At 65.0% G+C, this 24,455-nt stretch carries 22 protein-coding genes and 1 tRNA gene; 11 read left to right on the top strand and 12 right to left on the bottom strand.

Features of this window, described 5'->3' with window-relative positions; all coding sequences use genetic code 11:
- Positions 1–44 precede the first annotated feature (44 nt).
- Positions 45–1,580 carry an L-piperidine-6-carboxylate dehydrogenase gene (gene amaB / locus ACVWWQ_RS00370; RefSeq protein ID WP_133950770.1) on the bottom strand — a complete coding sequence of 512 codons (1,536 nt, stop codon included), beginning with the start codon at positions 1,578–1,580 and terminating at the stop codon, positions 45–47.
- A gap of 238 nt (positions 1,581–1,818) precedes the next feature.
- Between amaB and ACVWWQ_RS00365 the strand changes: the two genes are divergently transcribed.
- The 5 genes from ACVWWQ_RS00365 (at position 1,819) to ACVWWQ_RS00345 (ending at position 5,716) form a co-directional block, all read left to right on the top strand.
- A complete protein-coding gene (locus ACVWWQ_RS00365; RefSeq protein ID WP_457383265.1) occupies positions 1,819–2,700 on the top strand; it encodes a metalloregulator ArsR/SmtB family transcription factor in 882 nt (293 codons plus the stop codon).
- 106 nt (positions 2,701–2,806) lie between these two features.
- Complete coding sequence (locus ACVWWQ_RS00360) at positions 2,807–3,469, top strand: cytochrome c4 (protein ID WP_133950772.1); 663 nt, start codon at positions 2,807–2,809, stop codon at positions 3,467–3,469.
- Positions 3,466–4,449, top strand: a complete 984-nt coding sequence (locus tag ACVWWQ_RS00355) for a c-type cytochrome (protein WP_133950774.1) — start codon at positions 3,466–3,468, stop codon at positions 4,447–4,449. The genes ACVWWQ_RS00360 and ACVWWQ_RS00355 overlap by 4 nt, the downstream gene beginning before the upstream one ends.
- A gap of 10 nt (positions 4,450–4,459) precedes the next feature.
- A complete protein-coding gene (locus ACVWWQ_RS00350) occupies positions 4,460–5,509 on the top strand; it encodes a porin (protein ID WP_166669762.1) in 1,050 nt (349 codons plus the stop codon).
- A gap of 130 nt (positions 5,510–5,639) precedes the next feature.
- Positions 5,640–5,716 (top strand) — tRNA-Arg (locus ACVWWQ_RS00345).
- Positions 5,717–5,748: 32 nt separating this feature from the next.
- Here ACVWWQ_RS00345 and ACVWWQ_RS00340 read toward each other — a convergent pair.
- The gene (locus tag ACVWWQ_RS00340) at positions 5,749–7,065 is read right to left on the bottom strand and encodes a divalent metal cation transporter (RefSeq protein WP_099652382.1); all 1,317 of its coding nucleotides are present in this window, start codon (positions 7,063–7,065) and stop codon (positions 5,749–5,751) included.
- A gap of 166 nt (positions 7,066–7,231) precedes the next feature.
- On the bottom strand, positions 7,232–8,791 hold the full coding sequence (locus ACVWWQ_RS00335; RefSeq protein WP_133950778.1) for a protein adenylyltransferase SelO: 1,560 nt from the start codon (positions 8,789–8,791) through the stop codon (positions 7,232–7,234).
- Positions 8,792–8,905: 114 nt separating this feature from the next.
- Between ACVWWQ_RS00335 and ACVWWQ_RS00330 the strand changes: the two genes are divergently transcribed.
- Together ACVWWQ_RS00330 and ACVWWQ_RS00325 are read left to right on the top strand one after the other, a co-directional pair.
- Positions 8,906–9,496, top strand: coding sequence for a DUF1415 domain-containing protein (locus tag ACVWWQ_RS00330; protein ID WP_099652384.1), 591 nt, complete (start codon positions 8,906–8,908; stop codon positions 9,494–9,496).
- Between the two features lie 46 nt (positions 9,497–9,542).
- Positions 9,543–9,887 (top strand): YkgJ family cysteine cluster protein, encoded by a 345-nt coding sequence (locus ACVWWQ_RS00325; protein ID WP_099652385.1) that lies wholly within the window; start codon positions 9,543–9,545, stop codon positions 9,885–9,887.
- Positions 9,888–9,944: 57 nt separating this feature from the next.
- Here the strand turns inward: ACVWWQ_RS00325 and ACVWWQ_RS00320 are convergent, their stop codons facing one another.
- From ACVWWQ_RS00320 to ACVWWQ_RS00295, 6 genes are all read right to left on the bottom strand, one after another.
- Positions 9,945–10,646 carry a 16S rRNA pseudouridine(516) synthase gene (locus tag ACVWWQ_RS00320; protein WP_133950780.1) on the bottom strand — a complete coding sequence of 234 codons (702 nt, stop codon included), beginning with the start codon at positions 10,644–10,646 and terminating at the stop codon, positions 9,945–9,947.
- Positions 10,643–11,713 carry a methyltransferase gene (locus tag ACVWWQ_RS00315; RefSeq protein WP_133950782.1) on the bottom strand — a complete coding sequence of 357 codons (1,071 nt, stop codon included), beginning with the start codon at positions 11,711–11,713 and terminating at the stop codon, positions 10,643–10,645. Before ACVWWQ_RS00315 ends, ACVWWQ_RS00320 begins: the two co-directional genes overlap by 4 nt.
- A 74-nt stretch (positions 11,714–11,787) precedes the next feature.
- Positions 11,788–12,555, bottom strand: coding sequence for an AcvB/VirJ family lysyl-phosphatidylglycerol hydrolase (locus tag ACVWWQ_RS00310; RefSeq protein ID WP_457383264.1), 768 nt, complete (start codon positions 12,553–12,555; stop codon positions 11,788–11,790).
- A gap of 17 nt (positions 12,556–12,572) precedes the next feature.
- Positions 12,573–15,182: a bifunctional lysylphosphatidylglycerol flippase/synthetase MprF gene (gene mprF / locus ACVWWQ_RS00305; protein WP_457383263.1), complete on the bottom strand. Its 2,610-nt coding sequence runs from the start codon at positions 15,180–15,182 to the stop codon at positions 12,573–12,575.
- 90 nt (positions 15,183–15,272) lie between these two features.
- Positions 15,273–17,270, bottom strand: a complete 1,998-nt coding sequence (locus ACVWWQ_RS00300) for an OPT family oligopeptide transporter (protein WP_133950786.1) — start codon at positions 17,268–17,270, stop codon at positions 15,273–15,275.
- Between the two features lie 124 nt (positions 17,271–17,394).
- On the bottom strand, positions 17,395–18,273 hold the full coding sequence (locus ACVWWQ_RS00295) for a pseudouridine synthase (protein ID WP_166669763.1): 879 nt from the start codon (positions 18,271–18,273) through the stop codon (positions 17,395–17,397).
- A gap of 224 nt (positions 18,274–18,497) precedes the next feature.
- Here ACVWWQ_RS00295 and ACVWWQ_RS00290 point away from each other — a divergent pair, with 224 nt between their 5' ends.
- Together ACVWWQ_RS00290 and ACVWWQ_RS00285 are read left to right on the top strand one after the other, a co-directional pair.
- Positions 18,498–19,055, top strand: a complete 558-nt coding sequence (locus tag ACVWWQ_RS00290; protein WP_133950790.1) for a YaeQ family protein — start codon at positions 18,498–18,500, stop codon at positions 19,053–19,055.
- A 75-nt stretch (positions 19,056–19,130) separates the two neighbouring features.
- Complete coding sequence (locus ACVWWQ_RS00285) at positions 19,131–19,565, top strand: FKBP-type peptidyl-prolyl cis-trans isomerase (RefSeq protein ID WP_133950792.1); 435 nt, start codon at positions 19,131–19,133, stop codon at positions 19,563–19,565.
- Between the two features lie 110 nt (positions 19,566–19,675).
- Here ACVWWQ_RS00285 and ACVWWQ_RS00280 read toward each other — a convergent pair whose 3' ends face one another.
- Entirely contained in the window at positions 19,676–20,533 is an 858-nt protein-coding gene (locus tag ACVWWQ_RS00280; protein WP_133950794.1) for a PA4780 family RIO1-like protein kinase, read from the bottom strand.
- A 61-nt stretch (positions 20,534–20,594) separates the two neighbouring features.
- Complete coding sequence (locus ACVWWQ_RS00275) at positions 20,595–21,590, bottom strand: LLM class flavin-dependent oxidoreductase (RefSeq protein WP_133950796.1); 996 nt, start codon at positions 21,588–21,590, stop codon at positions 20,595–20,597.
- 107 nt (positions 21,591–21,697) lie between these two features.
- Here ACVWWQ_RS00275 and ACVWWQ_RS00270 point away from each other — a divergent pair, with 107 nt between their 5' ends.
- The gene (locus tag ACVWWQ_RS00270; RefSeq protein WP_133950798.1) at positions 21,698–22,420 is read left to right on the top strand and encodes an rRNA pseudouridine synthase; all 723 of its coding nucleotides are present in this window, start codon (positions 21,698–21,700) and stop codon (positions 22,418–22,420) included.
- A 352-nt stretch (positions 22,421–22,772) separates the two neighbouring features.
- Positions 22,773–23,708 carry an HDOD domain-containing protein gene (locus ACVWWQ_RS00265; RefSeq protein WP_457383262.1) on the top strand — a complete coding sequence of 312 codons (936 nt, stop codon included), beginning with the start codon at positions 22,773–22,775 and terminating at the stop codon, positions 23,706–23,708.
- 12 nt (positions 23,709–23,720) lie between these two features.
- Here the strand turns inward: ACVWWQ_RS00265 and ACVWWQ_RS00260 are convergent, their stop codons facing one another.
- The gene (locus ACVWWQ_RS00260; protein WP_133950801.1) at positions 23,721–24,437 is read right to left on the bottom strand and encodes an ion channel; all 717 of its coding nucleotides are present in this window, start codon (positions 24,435–24,437) and stop codon (positions 23,721–23,723) included.
- Positions 24,438–24,455 lie beyond the last annotated feature (18 nt).

Genomic DNA, 24,455 nt, shown 5'->3' with positions numbered 1-24,455 from the left:
TCGAACGGTCACGGACGGCGAGCCGCCCGTGACCGGTGTTGCGATTACACCGTGAACTTGATGCCCTGCGCCAGCGGCAGCGCATCGGAGTAGTTGATGGTGTTGGTCTGGCGACGCATGTAGACCTTCCACGCATCCGAACCGGACTCGCGACCGCCGCCGGTTTCCTTCTCGCCGCCGAACGCGCCGCCAATCTCCGCACCCGAGGTGCCGATGTTGACGTTGGCAATGCCGCAGTCCGAACCGGCGGCCGACAGGAACTGCTCGGCTGCACGCAGGTTGTTGGTGAAGATCGACGAGGACAGGCCCTGCGGCACGTCGTTCTGCATCTCGATCGCCTCGTCCAGGGTCTTGAACGACATCACGTAGAGGATCGGCGCAAACGTTTCGGTCTGCACCACATCGTCGGAGTTCTTCACGCCGGTGATGATGGTCGGCAGCACGAAGTTGCCCTTGCGATCAGCCAGCGCCTTGCCGCCGGTACGCACGGTGCCGCCGGCCGCCTTGGCCTTCTCCACTGCGTTGAGGTAACCCTGCACTGCTTCCTGACTGTTCAGCGGGCCCATCAACGTGCTGGCCAGGGTCGGATCACCGATCTTGCCCTCGACCTGTTGATAAGCCTTGACCAGAGTGTCGAGCACGCCGTCGAAGATCGACTCGTGCACGAACAGGCGACGCGTGCTGGTGCAGCGCTGGCCGGCGGTGCCGACCGAGCCGAACACGATGCCCGGGATCGCCAGCTTCAGATCGGCCGATTCGTCCAGGATGATGGCGTTGTTGCCGCCCAGTTCCAGCAACGAACGGCCCATGCGCTGCGCCACGCGCTCGCCGACCATGCGCCCGACCTTGGTCGAGCCGGTGAAACTGATCAGGCCCACGCGCTTGTCGTCGACAAACGCCTGCGCCAGGTCGCTGCCGGCATCGTTGAACAGGAAGAACAGGTCGGGGTAGCCACCGTCCTTCAACGCTTCGTTGCAGATCTTCATGGTCGCGATCGCGGTCAGCGGCGTCTTCGGCGACGGCTTCCAGATGCAGATATCACCGCAGGCGGCAGCCAGCATCGCGTTCCAGGCCCACACCGCGACCGGAAAGTTGAACGCGCTGATGATGCCCACGATACCCAGCGGGTGGTATTGCTCGTACATGCGGTGGCCCGGGCGCTCCGAATGCATGGTGTAGCCATGCAACATGCGGCTCTGGCCCACGGCGAAGTCGGCGATGTCGATCATCTCCTGCACTTCGCCGTCGCCTTCGGGCTTGATCTTGCCCATCTCCAGCGCGACCAGCGAACCCAGTGCATCCTTGTGCTTGCGCAGCGCCTCGCCGCACAGGCGCACCGCTTCACCACGCAACGGCGCCGGGGTGGTCTTCCACACCTTGAAGGCGGCCTGCGCGCGCTTGACGATCACTTCGTAATCGGCCGCGCTGGACGCGTGCACGGTGGCCAGCACTTCGCCGGTGGCCGGATTCACCGGCTGCAACGCGCCGGCGTCGGTGGTCCTGGACCACTCGCCCTGGCCGAGGTAGCTACCGGACTGCTCGCCGTCAAGACCGAGCGCGCTGAGGATTGCATGGGACATAGATGTCTCCTTGGACGTGCGGCGCCCGCGAGCGCCGTGAATGGGAAGCGTGAAACCACTCAGTCTAACAGGCTGGACAAGCCGGTCCCTCCACGCGCCTGCCGCCGCCTTCCCGGACACTGCCGAAGTCTCCGGACGCGACTGGATCAGCTTTTCCAGCGCCGCTGCGTGCCTTGCGACAATTTGACATACCCCGATCACTTAACAATAATTCAATACATCCATATTTCACTTAAATATGAATTCACTGATCACTTCGACCACAGCGCTACACGCCAATGCCGCCGCCACGGCCAAGCTGCTGCGGGCGCTGGGCAACACGTCGCGGCTGCTGATCCTCTGCCGTCTGTTCCAGCATGGCGAATCCAGTGCCGGCAGCCTGGCTGCCGAACTGGGCATCGGTTTGTCCGCGCTTTCGCAGCACCTCAACCGCATGCGCGAGGAAGGACTGGTCAGTCAGCGTCGGCAATCGAGACAGGTTTTCTACCGGATCAGCGAAGCGTCATCCTCCCGACTGCCGACGCTGCTCGCGAGCATCTGCGAGGACTCCGCGCCCGCCACCGTGGACGATCACGCCAGGCCGTCGACCGTGGCCGCCGCCCTCGCCCTGGCGTTTCCGGACGACGGTTCAGTCGCCGCCGACGGTTTTTGGCAGGCCGCCACCATCACGGGCGCGGGCAAGATTCACCCGTTGCCGCAGGCGGCGTACCAGCCGGACCCTGGTGAGAGCTGCAAGGTCGTCTTCGGCATGACCATGGCGCCTGCCCACCCTGCCGAGATCAACCCGGCGCTGCAACGCGTCGCGCGCACGGTCAATCTGTACGCCAATGCGGGCATCCCGCTCGGCCAGCTGCAGTTCGTGGCCGTGGCGTCGGCGGGTGCCACGGTCATTGCGCTGGACGATGCGCACCATCTGCAGCAATACGGCACACCCAATCCGAACCTGCCGATCATCCAACAATTGCGCCAGGCCGGCGTCGACGTCGCGGTGTGCGGGCAAGCGATCGCCGAGCACCATTATCCCTTCGACGGTCTGGACCAGCGCGTCACCCTGGCCTTGTCCGCGCTGACCACCATCACCCAGCTGCAGCAGAAGGGCTACGCCCTGATGCCACTTTGATTCACGCCGCGATGAAGTGGGGCGTGAAAGCCTTGCCCATCAGCTGGCGGCCGCCCAGGCCCGGACAAGCCTGCTCCACGGGGAAAACAACCATGAGGAAATACTGATGCGCTTGCCTGCATTCGCCGCTTCTTTCATCGCAGCGAGCATGTTGCTGCCCGCCACGGGCAACGCGGCCGACGCCGCCCAGATAGCCACCCAGGGCAATGGCAACGGCGCGCCCGCCTGCGTGGCCTGCCATGGCGCCGATGGCGCGGGGCAACCCGCAGCGGGCTTTCCGCGTCTGGCCGGATTGAATGCCAGCTACCTGCAACAGCAACTGGAAGACTTCGCCAGCGGCACCCGCGACAACCCGGTGATGAAGCCGGTGGCGAGCGCACTCAGCGCCGCGGAGCGCAAGGCGCTGGGCGAGTACTACAGCAAATTGCCGATACCCGCGGCACTGGCCAAGCCGGCAACACCCATGCCAGCCGCCGACAGCGCCGGTGCATTGCTGGCCACGCGTGGACGGTGGCCGCAACAGGTGCCCGCGTGCGTGCAGTGCCATGCGCCTGGCGGCGTCGGCGTGGGGGCGAATTTCCCGCCGCTGGCCGGGCAGTCGGCCACGTATATCCAAAACCAGTTGAAGGCCTGGAAACAGGGTTCGCGGCACAACGATCCGCTTGAACTGATGCAACACGTCAGCAAGGCACTGAGCGACGACGACATCACCGCCGTGGCTACGTGGTTTGCGGCACAGCCGCTGAACAGCAAGGGAGAAACCCCATGACCGCACGCCATGTCGCCACCTGTCTTCTGGTCCTGATGCTGGCTGCGTGTTCGGCCAAGGCTCCTTCCGACTCGCCGGCACCGCCGGCGGTCGCGAAAGCCTCATCCGCACCGATGTCGGCGGCCACTGCGCCAAGCCCCGCAACCACCGCAAAAGTCGATGCAACCAGCAACGAAAAGCCTTTTTCGCCACCGCTGGAATCGGACATCCCCAGTGGTCCGTTCGGCGACGTGGTGCGCCAGGGCCGAGACATCTTTCTGCATACCAGCGAGTACGCCAAGCCTTATGTCGGCAACGGACTGAGCTGCAGCAACTGCCATCTTGATGCCGGTCGCCAGGCGAACTCCGCACCGCTTTGGGCCGCGTATACCGCCTATCCGCAGTACCGCAAGAAAAACGGGCACGTCAACAGTTTCGGCGAGCGCCTTCAGGGGTGTTTCAAGTACAGCATGAACGGCAAGGCACCGCCGCTGGACAGCAAGGAAATGCTGGCACTGGAAACGTATGCCTACTGGATGTCCACCGGCGTGCCCATTGGCGCGAAGATGGCCGGCGCCGGCTACCCGAAGAAAGGCTTCAAGCCGCCGCAACCGGCGGACTACGCCCGCGGCAAGACAGTCTACGAACGCAGTTGCGCGCTCTGCCACGGCGCCGACGGACAGGGCCAGCAAGTCGCCGGCAAGAACGTGTTCCCGCCCCTGTGGGGACCGGATTCCTTCAACTGGGGCGCCGGCATGCACCAGTTGGACAACGCGGCGGCTTTCATCAAGGCGAACATGCCGCTCAGCCGCGGCGGCACCCTGAGCGACCAGGATGCCTGGGACGTGGCGATGTACATGGACGCGCACGAGCGCCCGCAGGACCCCCGCTACAAAGGCAATCTCTCCGAAACGCGCAAGCAATATCACGACACCCCGATGTCGCTGTACGGCACCACGGTGGATGGCCGGCTGCTTGGCGCCCACCCCGCAACCCGATAAGGATCCACTCATGCTTCCTCCCTCCTCCTGCCGCGTGCTGACGGGACTGGTCACGCTTGCGCTGGCCGCAGCCGCCGTCACGCCCGTGCTGGCCGCTGAAACCCCGATTGGCGAAACCACCTTCGGCGGCAAGATCTTTGTCGACGCCTCGCATCTTGACCAGAGCAAGAACGGCAAGCGCACCGATGCCAGCGGCAACAGTGCCGACCTCAAGCGCCTGTATCTCGACCTCGATCATCGTTTCAGCCAGGTGTGGTCGGCGCATCTGACCACCGACATCAACTGGCTCCGGAATGCATCGCCCACCGACTTGTGGGTCAAGCGTGCCTATCTGCAAGGCGCCTTCAGCAAGGCGCTGGTGCTGCGACTGGGCTCGGCCGACATGCCGTGGGGAGGCTTCGTCAACAGCTGGTCAGGCTACCGCTACGTCGACAAGGAACTGGTCACCCGACTCAGCTACGGCGCGTCCGCCGACTGGGGCGTTCACGTGCTGGGTGCCGTCGGTGACCGCGGCCAACTGCAGTACGCCACCTCGATGGTCAGTGGTTCCAGCTTCAAACGCCCGCGCACCGGCGACCGGCCGGACTTCGAGGCGCGCGTGGCATGGCAACCGACCAAACAGACCGTGCTCGCGATCGGTGGCTACAACGGTACCCGTGCGCTCGATGGCGGTTCGCACGTGGCGCTGCACACGGCACGCCGATGGGATGCGCTTGCCGCGTATCACGACCAGCGCTTCCGCTTCGGCGCCCAGTATTTTCGTGCGACGGACTGGAATCAGGTGCGATCGACCAACAACGACCGCGCCAGCGGCTGGTCGGCATGGGCCAGCATGCAGCTGTCCCCGCAATGGGCCGCTTTTGTCCGCCACGATCAGACCGACACCAGCGAGTTGCTGGACCCGACCCGCCACGACCGTTACAGCAATCTCGGCCTTGAGTATCGGGTCAATCGCAACCTGCAGATCGCTGCGGTGTACAAACGTGAGCGGCTGGCCAATATCAGCAAGTCACTGACCGCGTCGAACGAAGCCGGCCTGTGGGCACAGATCAGCTTTTGATCACGGCAGGTGCCGCGGCGGCCTGACCGCTTTTGCCGCCGGAATGCACAGCAGCCGGCGCTGGCAGGCTGGCGTTGTCAGCACCTCCGGTTTCACTTTGGAGATGTCCCCGGTATTCTTCCCTGCCGCTGCCCTCGTAGCTCAGTTGGATAGAGCGGCCCCCTCCTAAGGGGCAGGTCGGACGTTCGAATCGTCTCGAGGGCACCAAATTCAGCTTGGACGTGACTGGCGCGATCCCGCTATGTACGCCAGGTGGCGAACATCACTGCCGCCGCGACCGCCATCACCAGGGTCGCCAGCCAGCCGATGACTTTCAGCCTTGGCGGGATGACGAACTTGCCCATCACCTTGCGCTTGGCCGCCAACAGCATGATGACGACCATCAGCGGTACGGCGATCACGCCATTGATCACTGCGCTCCAGAACAGCATCTTGATGGGATCGATCGGCGAGAAACTCAGCACCATCCCGAGCAGGGTTGCCAGCACGATGGTGCCGTAGAACAACACGGCCTTGCGCGGGGCGGATTCCAGCCCGGTCTTCCAGCGAAACGCTTCACCCAGCGCGTACGCAGCGGAACCTGCCAGCACGGGCAAGGCGAGCAAACCGGTGCCGATGATGCCCGCGGCAAACAGCCAAAACGCAAACTTGCCGGCGATCGGCAACAGCGCTGCCGCCGCATCGGACGAGGTCTGGATGTCGGTCTTGCCGTTGGCGTGCAGCACCACGGCCGCGGTGAGAATGATGAAAAACGCGACCACTTCGGAAAACAGCATCCCGATGACCGTGTCCAGCCTGATGCGGTGAAGTGCCGCTGTCCCTTGTTGCGAGGCGCGCTTGAGCGCCTTGCGTCCGGGCGTGATGCGCACTTCATCAGCCTCCTGCGAGGCCTGCCAGAAAAACAGGTACGGACTGATGGTGGTGCCGAACACGGCCACCACCGCGACCGCGTATTTGGCGTCCAGTCGCACCGTCGGGAAGAACGTGCCCTTCGCCACCTCGAGCCACGGTACATGGATGACCAGGACAGTCCCGACATACGCAAACAGGCTGAATGTCAGCACCTTCAACAACGGCGAATACCTGGCGAACGGGATGAATACCTGCAGCACCACCGACAACACGGCGAAACCGGCCGCATAGGCAAACGCCGGGCCGCCAATCAGCAACTGCAGGGCCGCACCCATCGCGCCGATATCCGCCGACAGGTTGATGATGTTCGCGGCGAACAGCAGGAACACGAACCCCACCACCACCGACACCGGATATTGCGAACGGATGTTCGCTGCCAGTCCCTTGCCGGTGACGCGCCCGATCCGCGCACATATTGTCTGGATGCCGATCATTAGTGGCAGCGCCAGCACCACCGTCCACAGCGTTCCGTAGCCGTAGGCCGCGCCCACCTGCGAATAGGTGGCGATGCCGCTGGGATCATCGTCGGCCGCGCCGGTGATCAGCCCCGCGCCGAGCTGACTCAGCAGCGGCTTCTTCCCGACACTCTCCGAGTCTTGCGGAACGTGCTGCTCCGGCAAACTTTCTGACACCTTGATGGCCATGGTCTGCCTGTTGCGGTGAACGTCGCTGTCGAAATTGCCGGAATGAATCGTCTGAGGACCGGGAAGACACCGCATGGCGCGCATGCGCAAAACACCGTGCCGCCGAAGTCAACGCAAGCAGATGCCCAAATCGGCCTCAGGTCAACACGGACGTCAGCGGTCGCCCTCAGGAGCTGCACGACAGCATCGAGCAGCCGGCCTTGTGCCGCGCCCAGTCCGGCCGCTTCTGCGAAAGCGCTTCGCGCTCCGGTTGCTCGTCGTAAGGATGGCGCATCACCTCAAGCAGCTCGGCAATGCCGTCGAAGTCACCCTGCCCCGCGCGGTCGATCGCCTGCTGGGCAAGATAATTGCGCAACACGTAGCGCGGGTTTGCCTGATTCATCTGCGCGCGACGCTGGACGGGTGCCAGCGGGTCCTCAGCGAGACGCGCGCCGTAGCGGGCCAGCCAGTCATTGAGCGCAGGTTCCGTCTCGCGTCGTTTCGTCTCGTCGTAGAACGCGTCATGCATCGGTTTCAGCGTGGGTGCCGCTGCATCCACATCGGCCAGCTCGCGGAACCACAGCGTCATGTCGATCTCGGCTTGCTGCATCAGTGCCTGCAACGACTGCATCAAGGCCATGTCGTCGTCGCGGCATTCGGCGAGGCCGAGCTTGGCGGCGGTATTGGCGCGATCGGCGGCGGCATAAACGGCTGCGTAGCGATCCAGCCCGGCCTGCAGCGGTGTCACGTCGGCGAACAACGGGGCCAGCGCGCCGGCCAGCCGACTCAGGTTCCACCACGCCACGTTCGGCTGCTGGCCGAAGCGGTAACGCCGACGCTGGGCATCGGTGGTGTTCGGCGTCCAGTCCGGATCGTAATTGTCGACCCAGCCATACGGACCGTAGTCGATGGTGAGGCCGAGGATCGACATGTTGTCGGTATTCATCACGCCATGCACGAAGCCCACGCGCATCCAGTGCGCAACCATCACCGCGGTGCGCTCGCACACCTGCGCAAACCATTCTGCGTACAACGCTTCGCCGTCGCCCTGCAGTTCAGGAAAGTCACGGCGGATGGTGAAGTCGACCAATTGCCGCAGCAGCGCGGTATCGCCGCGCGAGGCCGGCAGTTCGAAATTGCCGAAGCGGATGAACGACGGCGCGGCACGACAGACGATCGCGCCGGGCTCGGCAGCCGCATGGCCGTCGTAGAACATGTCGCGAAGCACCGCCTCGCCGGTACCGATCAGGCACAGCGCCCGGGTGGTTGGCACGCCGAGGTGATGCATCGCCTCGCTGCACAGGAATTCGCGCACCGACGAACGCAGCACCGCACGCCCGTCCGCCCCCCGCGAATACGGAGTCAGCCCGGCGCCTTTCAGCTGCAGCTCCCAGCGCTCGCCGCGGGCGTTGAGCATCTCGCCCAACGAGATCGCCCGGCCGTCGCCCAGCTGACCGGCCCAGTTGCCGAACTGGTGGCCACCGTAATTCGCCGCGTACGGCTGCATGCCATCGAACAGGGCATTGCCGCCGAACACCTGGGCAAACTCCGCTGAGGCGACCTCCGCGTCGCTGAAACCCAGCGTGGCCGCCATCTCCGCCGAATAGGCCAGCAAATGCGGCGCCGCCACCGCCGTGGGGTCGACCCGCGAATACAGCGCGCCTTCGACCTGGCGTGGCCGCGTGCCCTGCTCCGGATCACCGGGAAGCTCGCGCACGAAAGCGTTGTCGAACTGGAGGTTGGGCATGAAGAGAGTCTGAGCCAAAGGGTCGACCTTCAATATCCGGGCGCCCACCCCCGCATGCAAGCGCTCGCGCGATGGGCGCTATAGTCGGCGCCGCGAACCTTCCCCGGAACCATGATGAACGACACGCCGTCCGCCGACCTCAACACCGATGCCCTGCCCGAAGACGCACCCTACCTGGCGGCCACCACTCGCTGGCTGGAACGAGCCGTGATCGGTCTGAACCTGTGCCCGTTCGCCCGCGCGCCGCACGTGCAGGGCAAGCTGCGCATGCGGGTCAGTCAGGCGCGCGATACCGACACCCTGCTGGACGATCTCTGCGGTGAACTGCAATCGCTCCATGCGCTCAGCGCGGACGAATGCGAAACCGGCCTGCTGATCCATCCGTTCGTGCTTGGTGACTTCCTCGATTACAACGATTTTCTCGACGTGGCGGACGCTGCCGTGCAGACGCTCGGGCTTGAAGGCGAATGGCAGGTCGCCAGCTTCCACCCGCACTACCAGTTTGCCGACAGCGCGCCGGATGACATCGAGAACTTCAGCAACCGCTCGCCCTATCCCACCCTGCATCTGCTGCGCGAAGCCAGCGTGGAGCGTGCGATGGAGCAGATGAGCGACACCGATGCGATCTACCGACGCAACCTCGAAACCCTGCGCCGGCTGGGCCCGGATGGCTGGCAGGCCTTGTGGAAAGACAACGCGGGCTGAGCCGCTTCTCAACATCCTGTTCATCGCGGCGGTGACATGCTGGCGCATGAATCACTCCAGCGTCGACCCCCGCGACCCCTACGCCGAAAGCGTCGACCCGAGCGTGCATTGCAACACCTGCGAGGCCGTGTGCTGTCGCCTCACCGTGGTGCTGATGCCCGAAGACCATGTGCCCACCTGGCTGATCGACCGCGACGAACGCGGCATGGAAACCCTGGCCAAGGGCGAGGACGGCTGGTGTGCCGCCGTCGATCCGAACACCTCCGGCTGCACCATCTACGAAGACCGCCCCACCATCTGTCGCAAGTTCGCGATGGGCAGCCCGAGCTGCCGTGACGAACGGCACCGGTGGTTCGGCGCAAGCATTCCCACCGCCGTGCACCTGTTGTAACTCCGCACGTGTCGGTCTTGGCTGCAACGTGATGCAAGGCGGCGGGCTGTGCCCGCCCTACGCCGCGAAGATCAGCGCCACTTCATCCGCATCGAGTGCACGCCATTCCCCGAGCGGCAAGTCGCCCAGCATCAGCCCGCCGACCGAAATCCGTTGCAAGGTCTCGACATGGTTGCCGGTGGCGGCAAACATCCGGCGTACCTGGTGGTAGCGGCCTTCGGTGACGCTGAGACGGGCATGGCGCGGCCCCAGCACTTCCAGTGTCGCCGGTGAGAGCGGCTCGTTCTCCGATTCCAGCATCATCGTTCCGCTGGCGAACAGCTCCGCTTCGTCACCCCGCAGGTTCTGCGCCAGGGTCGCCTCATAGACCTTGGTCACCTGCGCCTTCGGCGAGATGATCCGGTGCAGCAGCGCACCATCGTCGGTGAACAGCAGCATGCCCGACGTGTCGCGGTCGAGCCTTCCCACGGTGGACAGCGCCGGTGAGCGCACGCTGTAGCGCGGCGGCAACAAGTCGTAAACAACGCGGCCCGGATCCTTGCGCGAACAGGTGACGCCGAGCGGCTTGTTCATCATGAGAACCAGCCCGGGCGGCGGGTCCAGCGGCTCGTCGTCGACCAGAATGGTTTCGTGCGGCACCACGTCGTCGGTGTACAGCACTTCGCCGGCACGATCGGTGATGCGACCGGAACGGAACAGCGCCGTGACGTCCTTGCGGCTGCCATAGCCCAGATTCGCGATCAGCTTGACCAGTTTCATCCACGCACCCCCATCGCTTCGATCACCTTGAATCCTTCTTGCACAACCAGCGCGCGTACTTCATGAAAACGTGCGGCCAGTATGGCCTCGTACGGCAAATGACGGTTCGCCACGATCAGCAGACGGCCATCGGCTTGCAGGGCTTCCGCCGCGCTGACGATGAACGCGCGACCCAGTTCCGGCAAATCGGCGCGGCCCTGATGGAACGGCGGATTGCTGACGATGGTGTCATGACGTTGTGCCAGCCCGCGGGTGACGTCGTGCCAGTGCACCGCCACGGCCAGTTCCCGACCACGTTCGCGCTGTGCGCGTGCCAGGTTGATCCGCGCCGGTTCCAACGCCCGCGCCTCCGCTTCGTACAGATCAAGCGCCTGCACCCGCGGACAACGCGCCACGATCTGGCTGGCCAGATAGCCATAACCGGCGCCCAGATCGGCGACCCGCCCATGCAGGTCCGGCGGCAGATGCTGCGCCAGCAAGGCCGAAGCGCGATCGATGCGATCCCAGGCAAACAGACCGGGCCGACTGACGTAGCCGTCGACGATCTCGCGGGGCGCATCCAGCGCCAGCCATTCGGCCAGCAAGTCGCGATCGATCCCGGTATCGACCGGCGCACTCCAGAACACCCGGCACTTGTGCTTGGACAGGTGCTGCACGGAACCGGTGAGCTTGGCCAGATCCGCTTCGCCGGACTTCGCGCCTTCCGCATTGGGCATCGCCGCCAGCACGCAACCGCCCGGGGCCAGGTGCGTGAGCGCGCGCGCGAACAAGGCGCGCGCCTCGTCGCGCTGACGCGGTGGCAACACCAGCACCAGCGAAAATCTTTCACCCACCGCCGGCTCGCCCACGCGCAGGCCGTTGCGGCCCAGTTCGTCGGCAAACGGCAGAAAGCTCTGCTCGCACAGCCAGCCCGGCTGCGCCATCTCGCGCAGGCGCACACCGGCGCGGGCGCGCAGGAACAGCACGCTGCCGTCCGCGGGCAGGCGCAACTCTCCCGACTCGAACGGTACGAACAGCGCAGCCAGCGCCGCATCGGGCGCGGCCGCAAAAAAGCCGGCAGCAGTCACGTCATGTCATCAGCAGGGAAACGGGAGCGCCATTGTACGTGGACGAACCTCACTCACGCTGATGCAAAGGCGCGTCAATGCGCGGCGACCGGCAACTCGTCCAGCATCTGTTTCGCCAGCGGCTGATAGCCACCGTCGAAATGATGACCGCCCTTCTTGGCGTGCACGGTCACCCACGTCGGCAGGCCCGACTGGGTGCAGACGCTGTCGTCGGCGTCGACCAGGCCGTAGTAGCACACCACCGGCGGCTTGCCCTGCAAGGCCTGCAGCGGCGGCAAGGCATCGTAGTGCCGGATCGGGTTGATGTGCTGCAGCACGGTCTTCACATGCTCCTTGAACCAGCCCTGCTTGATCATGTAACCCTCCAGCTCGATCTCGAAGGTCACGTCGCGACTGGGTGACAGCAGGACCAGCTGGGTGATTCGCGCCCGGTTGGCCGGACTGAGCTTGTCGATGATGGTCGGCAGCACATCGGCACCGAAGGAGTATCCGACCAGCCAGATGCGCTTCTTGCCCCATGCGCCGAGATACTTCGTCATCAGCGCGTCCAGTTCCAGCGCCGACTGCTCCGGCGTGCGATCGCGCCAGTAATACTTGAAGGTATTGACGCCGAGCACCGGAATGCCGCGGTCGACAAAGGCGATACCGAGGCGCCGATCAAGGTCGGCCCAGCCGCCGTCACCGGAATAGATGATCGCCATGACGTCGTCCCTGCCCGCCGGCGGCGTCGTGCCGGCGACTGGCACCGGCAACACCACGGTGGTTTTTTCTAGGCTGACACGCGACCACGGGTTCCACATCATCGCCACACCCAGTAAACCTGCAGCTACCACGGCCAGCATGATTCGACTCCTGCGTTTCATCGGCGCACCACTCCGGAAAGACCGCCGGAAATCAGACTGGCCACATTGGTCAGGATCATCGGCAGGGCAATGCCACGCGGCACGGCCATGTAGCGCGGCTCCCAGATCGGATCGAACTTGTTCTTGTAGTGCTGCAGCCCGCGAAAGTTGTAAAAACGCCCGCCGCGACCAAACACCAGCGCGCCGAAACGATTCCACAGCGATGCCTGACGCCGGTTTTGCAGACCCGCCAGAGGTGCCATGCCAAGGTTGAACCAGACATAGCCCTCGTCGCGGGCCCACTGCATCAGTTCCACGAACAGGTAGTCCATGATCCCGGCCGGACCCTCCGGCAGATGCCGCATCAAGTCCACCGATGCCTCCTGCTTGCACTCGGTCAGGAACAGATTGGCGAACGCCACCACCTGCCCATCCTGCCAGACCACGGCCATCGGCGTGCGCTGCAGATACTCCGGAGCAAACGAACCCAGCGAGAAGCGCTTCTCGCGCACGTTCTTGCCTTGCAACCAGGCATCGGAGACCACCTTCAGCTGCGGCAGCAGCGGCGCGACCGCGGTAGCGGGCAGAATCTCCAGTCGCAGGCCATCACGGGTCAACTTGTTCACCGTGTTGCGCAACACCTTGCGCGACTTGCCGTCGAGGTTGAAATCAGCCAGCCGCACGCGCGCCTCCTCGCCGACCTTCAACAGGGTCAGGCCAACCTCCAGGTAGAGGTCCAGGTCTGCCGGCGTCACCTGATAGAACACCGGCCAGCCGCCGGCGCGTTCGCATTGTTCCAGGAAGCCCCACACCAACTCGCGCCGGGCATCTTCGTCGCTGCCCACCGGGTCACCCATTGCCACCCAGCTGCGACCGGCGATGTCGTACATCACGAACGCCTTGTGCGCGGCGTCGAACAGCAGGCTTTTGTCGCCGACCAATGCCAGATGAGCCTGCGCGGACGGAAACTGCTTGATCAGAGGCAAGGCCAGTTGCAATTCCGCCTCGCTTGGCGCTTCCCGGTGCAGCTTGATCGGCCGGATCAGGCTGGCCAGCGCAAACAGCAGACCCGCCGCCGCCGCGGCAACCAGCGCACGGGCGGCGCGTGGCGCGGCGCCGTGGTTGAAACTGAACTGCCACCAGAGGTCGCCGCTGTATTCGACATGCCGATAACTGAACACCGCCAGCCACGCAGCGCAACCGAATACGGCCACGATCGCCAGCACCCAGCCCAGCGAAAAGGTCGTGCTGAACAACGAGGCTCGCCGATAGAACAGGCGACGCGCCGGGGCCAGTGCCATCGCCAGCAAGACCAACAGGGTCGCCTCTTCGTAGTCGATGCCTTTCAGCAGCGAGAACAGCGCGCCAGCGACAAGCAATACCAGGGTCAGCCAGTAAGCGGCGTCCAGCCTGCGCTGCAATCCACGCGCCAGGATCAGCAACAACATGCCGATCACGCTGGCCAGCAGGTGCGAGACTTCGAGCACCGACAGCGGCAGCACCTCACGCAGTACCGCCATGCGCGCCGGCAGCGCGTGCGTCGCCCCGGAGAACAGCAGCACCGCGCCCGATACCAGGGTCAACCCGGCAAAGAAGGCGGGCAGCAGTCCCATGAACCACGGTGACCACAACGATTTTTGCCGCAGGCCGCGGGCTTCGCGCTGCAGCACCAGCACCGTGGCCGAACACAGTGGCAGCAGGTAGTAGATCACCCGGAATGCCGCCAGCGCGCCCAGGATGGGTGCGGTCAGCCCGGGGTTGCCGGTGGCACCGAAGCCCGCCAGCATGATGGCTTCGAAGACACCAAGTCCGCCGGGCACATGACTGATCAGACCGGCGATCTGGGCAATCACGAAAATCGCCAGGAAGTGCGCAAAGCCACTGTCGAGCCCGTCAGGCATCAACACATACAGCACGGCCGCGGCGAGACCCCAGTCGAGCGCCCCCACCAGAACCTGCCGTACGGCGACCATGAACGACGGCAGGCGCAGCTGCCAGCGAAAAATCCGCAGCGGTCGACGACGCAGTCCACCGGCAACGATCCAGCCTAGCGGTATCAAGATCAGCAGCATCCCCAACGGACGGCTGAAGCTGGCCATCGACAGGGATGCCGGCAACGGCACCAGCAACAAGGTCACGCCGGTCAAGGCCAACAGGCCCAGCCAGAAGCTGAGCGTGCAGAACAGCACAACTTTCGCCACCTCGGTGGTGGACAAGCCGTTCTGGATATAGAACCGGTAACGGATCGAGCCGGATACCAGCAGCGACATGCCGATGGCGTTGCTGAAGGCGTAGCTGACAAAGGAAATCAGGCTGACCCGCCGCCACGGCAGCGGCCGCTCAATCGACGCCAGCGCAAACCGGTCGTACAGCGTCATCACCGCGAAGCCGAGCAAGGTGAACAGCGCCGCCAGACCCAGTCGCGCGTGCGAGATGCCGCGCACGTAATGCCGTACCTGGTGATAGTTCACGTCGCGCGCCAGCAGGTGCAGCGCCCACAGGGCGAGGCAGAGCATGGCGACCGACAACAGCGGCCCGGCCATTCTGCGCAACAGCACCATGCGCTGGCTCGGCGGAGCCAGTGCCTGTTCCGCGGTCAGTACCGAATCAACGTTTTCTTGCTGCACGCGGGGTGGAACTCCACTGGGATCATCAAGTCTAGGACCAGTCCGATGACGCGCGATGAACGACCATCCGGCCGCTCATCGCAGCGGCCTTCAGAGCGCAGCCGGACGACGACCCATACGCGCCACCCACAGATACAAGCCGGCATTGACCAGCACGAAGGCCATGCCGCCCAGCCAGATCGCGGCGGTGCCGAAGTCGGGTCCGACCAGGGCCAGCGGCGCGTCCTTGCCGGAGAACACCACGATCGCGGCAATCACCACGCCGATGATGCTTTCGCCCACGATCATGCCGGAAGCCAACAGCACACCCAGCTGTTTGGTCGCTTCCGGATCGTGCGCACGCTCGGCACGCTTGTCGAAGTACCAACCCACGACCGCACCCACCACCACCATCAGCGTGGTCGAGGTCGGCAGATAGATGCCCAGACCCACCGCCAGCGGCGGCAGCGAGGCGGACTTGCTGCTGCGGCCCAGCACGGCGTCGATGATGATCAGCACCACGCCGATCGCGCCGCCCAGAATGATCAGGCTCCAGTCGATATTCCCCTGGATCACGCCTTGGGCCAGCGCCGAGATCAGTCCGGCCTGCGGCGCCGCCAGCGCGTGCGCTGTCGCTCCCGGCATGCCGGCAAAGCCATAAGCCTGGTTGACCAGATCCAGTACCGGCGGAATCACCGCCGCGCCCACCAGCACGCCGGCCACCAGCGCCACCTGCTGCTTCCACGGCGTGGCATCGACCAGCTGACCGGTCTTCAGATCCTGCAGGTTGTTGTTGGCGATGGTTGCCACCGAAAACACGATCGAGGTGGCGAACAGCGCGAACGCCACCAGGCCCTTCCCTGCACTGACCGGCAACTGCGACTGCACACCGGCGACCAGCAGCAAGGCCGCGACGATGACCACCAGGATGCCCACGCCCGACAACGGGCTGTTGGAGGAGCCGATCAGGCCGGCCATGTAGCCGCACACCGCCGAGACCAGAAAACCCATCACCACCACGAACACCAGCCCGCCGACCAGCAACAGCCCCAGGTGCTCGCCCAAACCGGTATCCCGCGCAAAATCACCCAGCAACCAGGCGATCGGCACCAGGCACAACAGGCTGATCAGGCCGACGATGCCGATCGGCATGTCCAGTTCGGTACGTGGCAGGCTGGCGCCCTGGCCCGAAGCGCGGGCACGCGACGACGCCATGGCGGCAGCCAGTCCGCCGATCACCGGCTTGACCAGCTTGGCCAGCGTCCAGATCGCCGCCACGCCGATGGTGCCGGCGCCGATGAAACGCACCTTGGTGCTCCACGCCGCCTGCGCCACGTCCGCCGCAGTACCGGCGGCGCCCAGCAGCGCGGTGTAATGCGGCACCGCCCAGCCCCAGGCGATCACCGCACCGAACAACATGGCAATGCCCACCCACAAGCCGACGAGGTGACCGACGGCCAGCAGCGCGAAGGAAAGATTGAAGTCGTAACCGGTCGCCGAACCGCGATCACCCAGCCGGAAATATTGCGCCACGTCGCTGCCGAATACGCGGGTCGCCACCACGATCGCGAAGACCGCCGACACCACCGAACCACCCAGCACCGCCAGCAAGCCGGCGCGGCTGCTTTCCTCGGTGGTGGACTCCGAATCATCGCCACCGCCCACCTTCAATACTTCAGCGCAGGCGACGCCCTCCGGATACGGCAGGTCGGAGTCGGTGACCAGCGCACGGCGCAGCGGGATCGTGTACATCACGCCGAGGATGCCGCCGGTGGCGCAGATGCCGAACGTGATCCAGAACGGAAAGCCGGTCCACCAGCCGACCATCACCAGCCCGGGCAACACGAAGATGATCGCCGACAACGTGCCCGCCGACGAGGCGATCGTCTGCACGATGTTGTTTTCCTGGATGGTCGAGTTCCTGAAGTTGCGCAGGATCGCCATGGAAATCACCGCCGCCGGGATCGACGTGGCGAAGGTCAGGCCGGCCTTGAGCCCGAAAAACACGTTGGCTGCGGTGAACACCAGGGTGATCACGATACCGATGATCAGCCCGCGTACGGTCAACTCGGTGCGCGGCGCACCGATGGAAGCTGGTTTTGCACTCACTGATGGCTCTCCCCCGGATGGATGCTGCGGTGGAAGATAGCGTGGAATGGGTGCCGATGGTTATTTCCCTGCCGTTGCCGGAACGCCGGCTGGCGCGACCTGCCGGGGCCGGTACGGCCGCGTCTCACCATCTCAACCGGCTCTCGAATCGCCGTGACTCGCCCGACAGCGGATCGACAAAGGCCAGGCCGTGCGCCAGCAGCTTCAGTGGTCGCTGATGATCGTCATCAGACTTCGCGGCAAGCTCCGGATACAGCGTATCGTTCATGATCGGCGCCCCCAACGCCGCCATGTGCACACGCAACTGGTGCTTGCGACCGGTGACCGGAAACAGCGCATAGCGCCAGACGTCCCCACCGCGCTCCATCACTTCGATCCGCGTCTCGCTGTTCGGCTCGCCCTCCACTTCCCGCATCCGGAAGAAAGGCTCGCCCGCCACGACGCGCGAACGGCGCAGCAACGGGAACGTCAGTCGGGGCAGCGCCGGGGCCAGCGCCTCGTAGCGCTTGTCGATGCGTCGCTCGCGGAACAGTGCCTGATATGCAGCACGACTGTCCGGATTGACCGAAAACAGTACCAGCCCGGCAGTGAGTCGATCGATCCGGTGCAACGGCACCAGCTGGGGGTTGTCCAGTCGTCGCGTCAATCGCCGCAACAGCGTCTGCTCGACGAAGCCACCGGCCGGGGTCACCGGCAGGAAGTGCGGCTTGTCGACCACCAGCAGATGCTCATCCAGGTGCAACACGGTTTCAGTGAATGGAATCGACCGCTCATCCGCCACCTCGCGGTAGTAGTGGATGCAAAGTCCCGCCCGATACGGCGTCTTCAGCGTGATCGCGCTCCCGCGTTCATCCAGCACCCGTCCCCGCATGACGCGATCGAGCCATTGCGCGCGAGGGATGGTGGCGAAGTGGTCACACAGCGCATCTATCACCGTCACCCATGACCCGCTCGGCAGGTGCACGGTGCTGGCTTGCGGATCTCGAAGGAAGGTCGCGGTCATGAGGACCACAGTCTAATGTCCACGACGCCGCGGAGATGCTCCATAGGGCGGGCACCGTCCGCCGACTCTTGCCTGTACATTGCTGCAAAGCCGGCGGGCATTGCCCGCCCTGCGAGCGCGCAAGGGAGCAGACGAGCGACGCGGTTCCGAACCCCGCTTCCTCATTCGAGACCGGCCATACCGCCAGCGCGTAGAATGATCGGTTGTTGTCTCAAGGCACCCTCATGGCTCTCAACTCCACCATCTACAAAGTCGAACTGCAGATCAGCGACATGGATCGGCATTACTACGCCACTCATGCACTGACCCTGGCGCGACACCCGTCGGAAACCGAAGAGCGCCTGATGGTGCGCCTGCTGGCGTTCGCCCTGTACGCCGAGGATCGGCTGGAGTTCGGCAAGGGCATCAGCGACGAGGACGAACCGGCGCTGTGGCGCAAGGCCTATACCGACGAAATCGAATGGTGGATCGAGGTGGGCCAGCCGGACGAGACGCGCATCCGCAAGGCCTGCGGTCGCTCGCGACAGGTGGTGGTGATCAACTACGGCGGCAACGCGTCGGACATCTGGTGGAACAAGAACGCCAGCGCACTGGCCCGCAACAAGAACCTCACCGTGCTCGACATCCCCGTCGACACCGTGGCCGAACTGGTCGCGTTGCTGCAGCGAGGCATGCGGCTGCAGGCGCTGATCCAGGACGGCCAGCTGCAACTGATGAACGATGCGGATTCCGTCGCCGTCGACCCGGTCAAGCGGATGGTTGCCGCCGACCTGGTGAACTGACGCCAGGCAAAACCCGCGACAGCGCGCTTTCCCGCATAATCCCTGCCCATTCCCATCTGTTTTTCGGAGTCATCCATGCGCTGGTTGTTGCCCCTGCTTACCGTGTTCGCCCTCGCCGCCTGCAGCACCCCGCCCGCGGCCCACGCCAGCGGCAAGGTCGACAAGCTCACCATCATCGACACCAAGATCGGCACCGGCGCCGAAGCCAAGCCCGGCATGGACGTGCTGGTGCAGTACACCGGCTGGCTCTACGACGACAGCGCCAAGGACAAGCACGGCGCCAAGTTCGACAGCTCGTATGACCACGGCGCACCGTTCAACTTCCCGTTGGGTGCCGGCCGCGTGATCGAAGGCTGGGACCAGGGCGTGGCCGGCATGAAAGTCGGCGGCAAGCGCACCCTGCTGATTCCTGCCGAGCTCGGCTACGGCGCACGCGGCGCCGGCGGCGACATCCCGCCCAACGCGTCGCTGGTGTTCGACGTGGAACTGGTCGACATCAGCGCGCACTAAGCCAGCCAGACGCCCTCGGCCTCGTACGGCGGGCACTGCCCGCCAGCCTTTGCTTCACGCCTTGATGGGGAGCGGCGGGCAGTGCCCGCCTTACGCTGGGCAGCGCAGCTTCAATCTTCCTGCTCGGCCGCTTCGCGCCCTTGCTGGCGGATGATCGCTTCCTCGCGGGCGTCGATGATCGATTGCATCACGCTGTCCACGTCGGCGATGGTTTCGTCGAACTCGAAGTGGCCGGTGAGTTCGCTGTCCGGGTGCAGCTCGCCCAGTTCGAACAGCGCCCACATCTCCTCGCCGTAATGGGTGTCGAGCAGCTCCGGCGCGAAGCGCGACAGGCTGATGGTGATATTGCCCACGTCACGCCGCAACATCATCCGCGCGTTGTTGTTGCCTGAGGCGCTGACCGCCTGCGGCAAGTCGATGATCACCGGGCCGTCCGGGCCGACCAGCACGTTGTACTCGGACAGGTCACCGTGGATCAGGCCCACGCACAGCATTCGCGCCACCTGTTGCATCAGGAAGCGGTGATAGTCACGAGCGGTGTCGGCGGACAACTCCACCTCGCCCAGGCGCGGCGCCGAATAGCCTTCCGCATCGGTGACCAGTTCCATCACCAGCACGCCGCTGAAGTAGCCATACGGCTTCGGCACGCGCACGCCGGCGGCGGTCAGCTGGTACAGCGCATCCACCTCGGCATTCTTCCAGGCGGCCTCGGCCTCCTTGCGGCCGAACTTGGTCGCCTTGCCCATCGCGCGCGCCTGCCGGCTGCCGCGTACCTTGCGGCCTTCCTGATACTGCACCCGCGCCTGGAAACTGCGCTGCGCCATGTCCTTGTAGACCTTGGCGCAACGGACATCCTCGCCCGAACGGACGACGTAGACGGAGGCTTCCTTGCCGCTCTTCAGCGGTCGCAACACCTGATCGATCACGCCTTCGTCGATCAGGTCCTGCAGGCCCTTGGGGGTTTTCATGCGTGAGGGAGCTTCGAAATGAGAGAACAACGCCCATTATGGCCGATTGGCGGCCCGAGGCTCATGCCGCCTGCAGGCGATCACGCGCCTCGGCGGCGATTTCGAACGAACGACGGCGGGCCGCGTGTTCGAACACATTGGCGGTGATCAGCACCTCGTCCGGCCGATGTCGCGCAATGAAGGCCGCGATACCCTGCGCCACCGTGCCGCCGTCGCCGACCACCGCACACGCCAGCGACCGCTCCACCATCGCCTTTTCCGGCGGCGTCCAATACGACTCGATATCGTCGATCGGCGGCGGAATCAGGCCGGGTCGACCACGACGCAGGTTGATGAAGCTCTGCTGCTGGGTGGTGAACAGCCGCCGCGCCGCGGCATCGCTGTCAGCGGCCACCACGTTGAGGCCAAGCATCGCGTACGGCTGCTGCAGGCGCGCGGACGGGCGGAAGTCCCGCCGGTACAGCGCCAGCGCCTCGTCCATCGCATCGGGCGCGAAGTGCGAGGCGAACGCGAACGGCAAGCCCAGTTGCGCCGACAGTTTCGCGCTGAACAGGCTGGAGCCGAGCAGCCACACCGGCACTTCGACACCGGCTCCGGGCACCGCACGCACCGGCTGCCCGGGCGTCGCCGGCTCGAAGTAGCCGAGCAATTCCAGCACGTCCTGCGGGAAGCTGTCCGCCCCGTCGAAATAGCGACGCAAGGCACGCGCCGTGGGCTGGTCGGTACCGGGCGCCCGCCCCAGCCCGAGGTCGATCCGCCCCGGATACAGCGAGGCCAGCGTGCCAAACGCCTCGGCCACCTGCAGCGGCGAGTGATTCGGCAGCATGATGCCGCCGGCACCGACGCGGATGGTCGACGTGCCACCGGCGACATGGCCGATCAGCACGGCCGTCGCGGCGCTGGCGATACCCGGCATGTTGTGGTGCTCGGCCAGCCAGTAGCGCCGAAAGCCCAGGCGTTCGCCGAGGCGGGCCAGGTCCAGCGTGTTGCGAAAGGCCTCGGCCGGGTCGCTGCCTTCGGTCACCGGGGCCAGGTCAAGAATGGAAAAGGGAATCATGTCACGCACCTTGCCGGAAGGGTCAAGCACACGATGTGGGGCCATGCCGGCCAATTGCCACCGTCCGCACCGCCTACAATGGTCCATCCTCACTTGCCGGCACCTTCATGACCGAACCCGTCCGCCTTGCCAAACGCATCGTCGCGCTGGCCCAGTGTTCACGCCGCGAGGCCGAGCAGTACATCGAGGGCGGCTGGGTACGCGTCGACGGTGTGGTGGTGGAAGAACCGCAGTTCATGATCGACAGCCAGCAGGTCGAGATCGACCCGGCGGCGCGGCTGGCCCCGCTGGAGGCGATCACCCTGGTCCTGCACAAACCGGCCGGCTACGATGCCGGTGACGGCCCCAACCCGGCCAGTGCACTGGTCACGCCAGCGACGCGATCGCCCGACGACCCATCGGGCGTGCGCCCACTGCATCGGCACATGCACGGCTTGACCACGCCACTGGCCCTGCCAACCCGTGCCAGCGGCCTGCTTATCTTCACCCAGGACTGGCGGGTGAAACGCAAGCTCAGCGAGGACATCGACCGGATCGAGCAGGAGTTCGTGGTCGAAGTCAGCGGCACATTGAAGGAAAACGGACTGGCCCTGCTCAACCACGGCCTGAGCTTCAACAACTATGCGGTGCCGCCGATCAAGGTCAGCTGGCAGAGCGAACAGCGTTTGCGCTTTGCGTTCAAACGCATGTCCGCCAGCCAGATCGAGCCGATGTGCAAGGCGGTCGGGCTTGAAGTGGTGGCGATGAAATGCCTGCGCGTGGGGCGTATCCCGCTGGCGAAGTTGCCGCCCGGACAGTGGCGTTACCTGGCCCCGGCCGACCGAATCTGACCACCCTGCCCGAGGGCGGCAGAACCGCTTAGACTTGTCCACGTCACAGCCACCCAACCACACCGCGGAGAGCCACATGAGCAAGGGCATGGATTCAAAGAAGGACGAGAAAAAGAAGCCGGCAAAGACCATGAAGGAGAAAAAGGCCGCCAAGCAGGAAAAGAAGAAGAACAAGTAACGTCCTCCCGGGCTAAATTTCCGGCGTTGGCGGCCGATACGGAGTTGCCAAACGCAGAAATGACCCGGGACCCCTATGGCGAGCATGTGGCAGCGCCTCTTCGGCGGCCCAGACAACCGCATGAAAGCGAGGCCGCAGGCGGCTCGCACAGCAGCGCCATTGCAGCCGCGCCCGATGGCGCCATCTGTTTCGGAAGCGGCGGGTCCGCTGACCAGCCGCAGCCGGCTCGAAGAGCTCTTTCACCGTTTCGTACTCGAGTTGCCGCCCTGCCCGCTGACCGCAGCGACGCAGGGCGAGACCGCGGCACTCAATCGCCTGGAGTTGCTCAGTACGCGCTTTGACATGCGCAGCCTGCCCCGGCTGCCCAGCGTGCTGCCGCAACTGTTGCGCGAACTGCGCAGCGATACCGCCGCCGGCGGCCAGCTGGCCAAGCTGATCGGCCGCGACCCGTTGTTGATCGGCGAGGTCATGCGCGTGACCAGCAGCGTGTTCTACCGCTCGGCACAACCCATCACCAGCCTGCAGCAAGCCGTCGTGCTGCTGGGTCAGGACGGCCTTCGTCAGGTGGTGGCTCAGCACGTGATGAAGCCCATTCTCCAAGCCAACGCCGGTACGGGCGGACATGCCGGCATACGCCTGTGGGATCACGCCGAACGCTGCGCCCATGCTTGCGCCTGGCTATCCCGCAGCAATGGCTGCGACGGCTTTGAATCCTATCTGGCAGGGATCATGTGCCATACCGGCACAGGCGCCGTGGCGCGCCTGCTGGAAAGCGTGATGCCGGGCTCCGACGCACCGGTTTCCGCCGCCTTCCTCGCCCAGTGTGGCAAGTTGGCCAATCGGCTTTCCCTGCAGGCGGCGCAACACTGGGAGTTGCCCAGCCGGGTCATCGACGCCATCGCCGAGATGGAACGCGACGACACGCCGCCTGGCAGCCCATTGGGCAAAGCCCTGGCGACCGCCGACCTGTTGGCGATGGAGCAACTGCTCAGAGAACAGACGCGATTGGCCGAGCCACTCGAAGCCGATTGCAGCCCCATGTTGCCAGCGGCGCTGGTCGCCCGATGCCGGAAGGACCTGAGCAACAATTTCGACAGCATGACCGCCTGATCGCCAGCTGGCTCAACTATCGCGGCGCAATGGTGCCACGGTAAGACCGATCAGGCGCGACACCACCAGAGTGATGTACATCACCCCGACGAACATCTCCAGACTGGCCACCGCGCGGGTGTGCACGGTGATCGGAATGACGTCGCCGATGCCGGTGCTGGAAAGCAACGCGAAACTCAGAAACAGCATCTCGGTCCAGGTTCGCGGCGCCTCCGGATTCACCGCCGCGGAGAAGCAACCCGGCTGCAAGGTCTGGCACAACACATAAACGAAGGTGAACGCCCATGCCAGCAAGGTGAAGGTGGCACCGGCAGCGAACAGTTCGTCCGTGGTGGCGCGCCGGTCGGCAAGCATGTAGCTGATCAGGCAGCCCGCGGCATAGAAGTAGAAAATGGCCTCGAGCGCAGCCCACCACGGACGCAGCTGCGGCATGTCCATGGTCATGTCGAGCACGTTGAAAGCCACCGCCGGCACGGCAATGCAGAAGCTGATCCACGCGCGTCCGGGCGTGCGCCGCACCATCGATATCGCCAAGCCCAGCACCAGGATGCCGAACGCGCCCAGCATCGCGCGTGCCGGCCGGGTCTCCTCGATGAACGGGTACAACAGCAGGCCCGCCAGCTGAACCAGCAACAGGATCGCCGAAGGGTGGCGGATGATCCGCACCATCCATCGCAAACGGGCGAATGAAATCGTCCTTGCTTCTGCCGCCGCCTGGGTCTCGCTCATTCCGGAGTTCCTTGCACC

Source organism: Rhodanobacter sp. TND4EL1 (assembly GCF_054061035.1).
Note: the sequence above shows the minus strand (reverse complement) of the source record. Positions and strands in the feature narration are given on the sequence as shown.

What these genes read in the sequence shown, in the direction of transcription:
- amaB (WP_133950770.1), bottom strand. Translation starts at nt 1,580, where the DNA reads ATGTCCCATGCAATCCTCAGCGCGCTCGGTCTTGACGGCGAGCAGTCC.
- ACVWWQ_RS00365 (WP_457383265.1), top strand. Translation starts at nt 1,819, where the DNA reads ATGAATTCACTGATCACTTCGACCACAGCGCTACACGCCAATGCCGCC.
- ACVWWQ_RS00360 (WP_133950772.1), top strand. Translation starts at nt 2,807, where the DNA reads ATGCGCTTGCCTGCATTCGCCGCTTCTTTCATCGCAGCGAGCATGTTG.
- ACVWWQ_RS00355 (WP_133950774.1), top strand. Translation starts at nt 3,466, where the DNA reads ATGACCGCACGCCATGTCGCCACCTGTCTTCTGGTCCTGATGCTGGCT.
- ACVWWQ_RS00350 (WP_166669762.1), top strand. Translation starts at nt 4,460, where the DNA reads ATGCTTCCTCCCTCCTCCTGCCGCGTGCTGACGGGACTGGTCACGCTT.
- ACVWWQ_RS00340 (WP_099652382.1), bottom strand. Translation starts at nt 7,065, where the DNA reads ATGGCCATCAAGGTGTCAGAAAGTTTGCCGGAGCAGCACGTTCCGCAA.
- ACVWWQ_RS00335 (WP_133950778.1), bottom strand. Translation starts at nt 8,791, where the DNA reads ATGCCCAACCTCCAGTTCGACAACGCTTTCGTGCGCGAGCTTCCCGGT.
- ACVWWQ_RS00330 (WP_099652384.1), top strand. Translation starts at nt 8,906, where the DNA reads ATGAACGACACGCCGTCCGCCGACCTCAACACCGATGCCCTGCCCGAA.
- ACVWWQ_RS00325 (WP_099652385.1), top strand. Translation starts at nt 9,543, where the DNA reads ATGAATCACTCCAGCGTCGACCCCCGCGACCCCTACGCCGAAAGCGTC.
- ACVWWQ_RS00320 (WP_133950780.1), bottom strand. Translation starts at nt 10,646, where the DNA reads ATGAAACTGGTCAAGCTGATCGCGAATCTGGGCTATGGCAGCCGCAAG.
- ACVWWQ_RS00310 (WP_457383264.1), bottom strand. Translation starts at nt 12,555, where the DNA reads ATGCTGGCCGTGGTAGCTGCAGGTTTACTGGGTGTGGCGATGATGTGG.
- ACVWWQ_RS00295 (WP_166669763.1), bottom strand. Translation starts at nt 18,273, where the DNA reads ATGACCGCGACCTTCCTTCGAGATCCGCAAGCCAGCACCGTGCACCTG.
- ACVWWQ_RS00290 (WP_133950790.1), top strand. Translation starts at nt 18,498, where the DNA reads ATGGCTCTCAACTCCACCATCTACAAAGTCGAACTGCAGATCAGCGAC.
- ACVWWQ_RS00285 (WP_133950792.1), top strand. Translation starts at nt 19,131, where the DNA reads ATGCGCTGGTTGTTGCCCCTGCTTACCGTGTTCGCCCTCGCCGCCTGC.
- ACVWWQ_RS00280 (WP_133950794.1), bottom strand. Translation starts at nt 20,533, where the DNA reads ATGAAAACCCCCAAGGGCCTGCAGGACCTGATCGACGAAGGCGTGATC.
- ACVWWQ_RS00275 (WP_133950796.1), bottom strand. Translation starts at nt 21,590, where the DNA reads ATGATTCCCTTTTCCATTCTTGACCTGGCCCCGGTGACCGAAGGCAGC.
- ACVWWQ_RS00270 (WP_133950798.1), top strand. Translation starts at nt 21,698, where the DNA reads ATGACCGAACCCGTCCGCCTTGCCAAACGCATCGTCGCGCTGGCCCAG.
- ACVWWQ_RS00265 (WP_457383262.1), top strand. Translation starts at nt 22,773, where the DNA reads ATGGCGCCATCTGTTTCGGAAGCGGCGGGTCCGCTGACCAGCCGCAGC.
- ACVWWQ_RS00260 (WP_133950801.1), bottom strand. Translation starts at nt 24,437, where the DNA reads ATGAGCGAGACCCAGGCGGCGGCAGAAGCAAGGACGATTTCATTCGCC.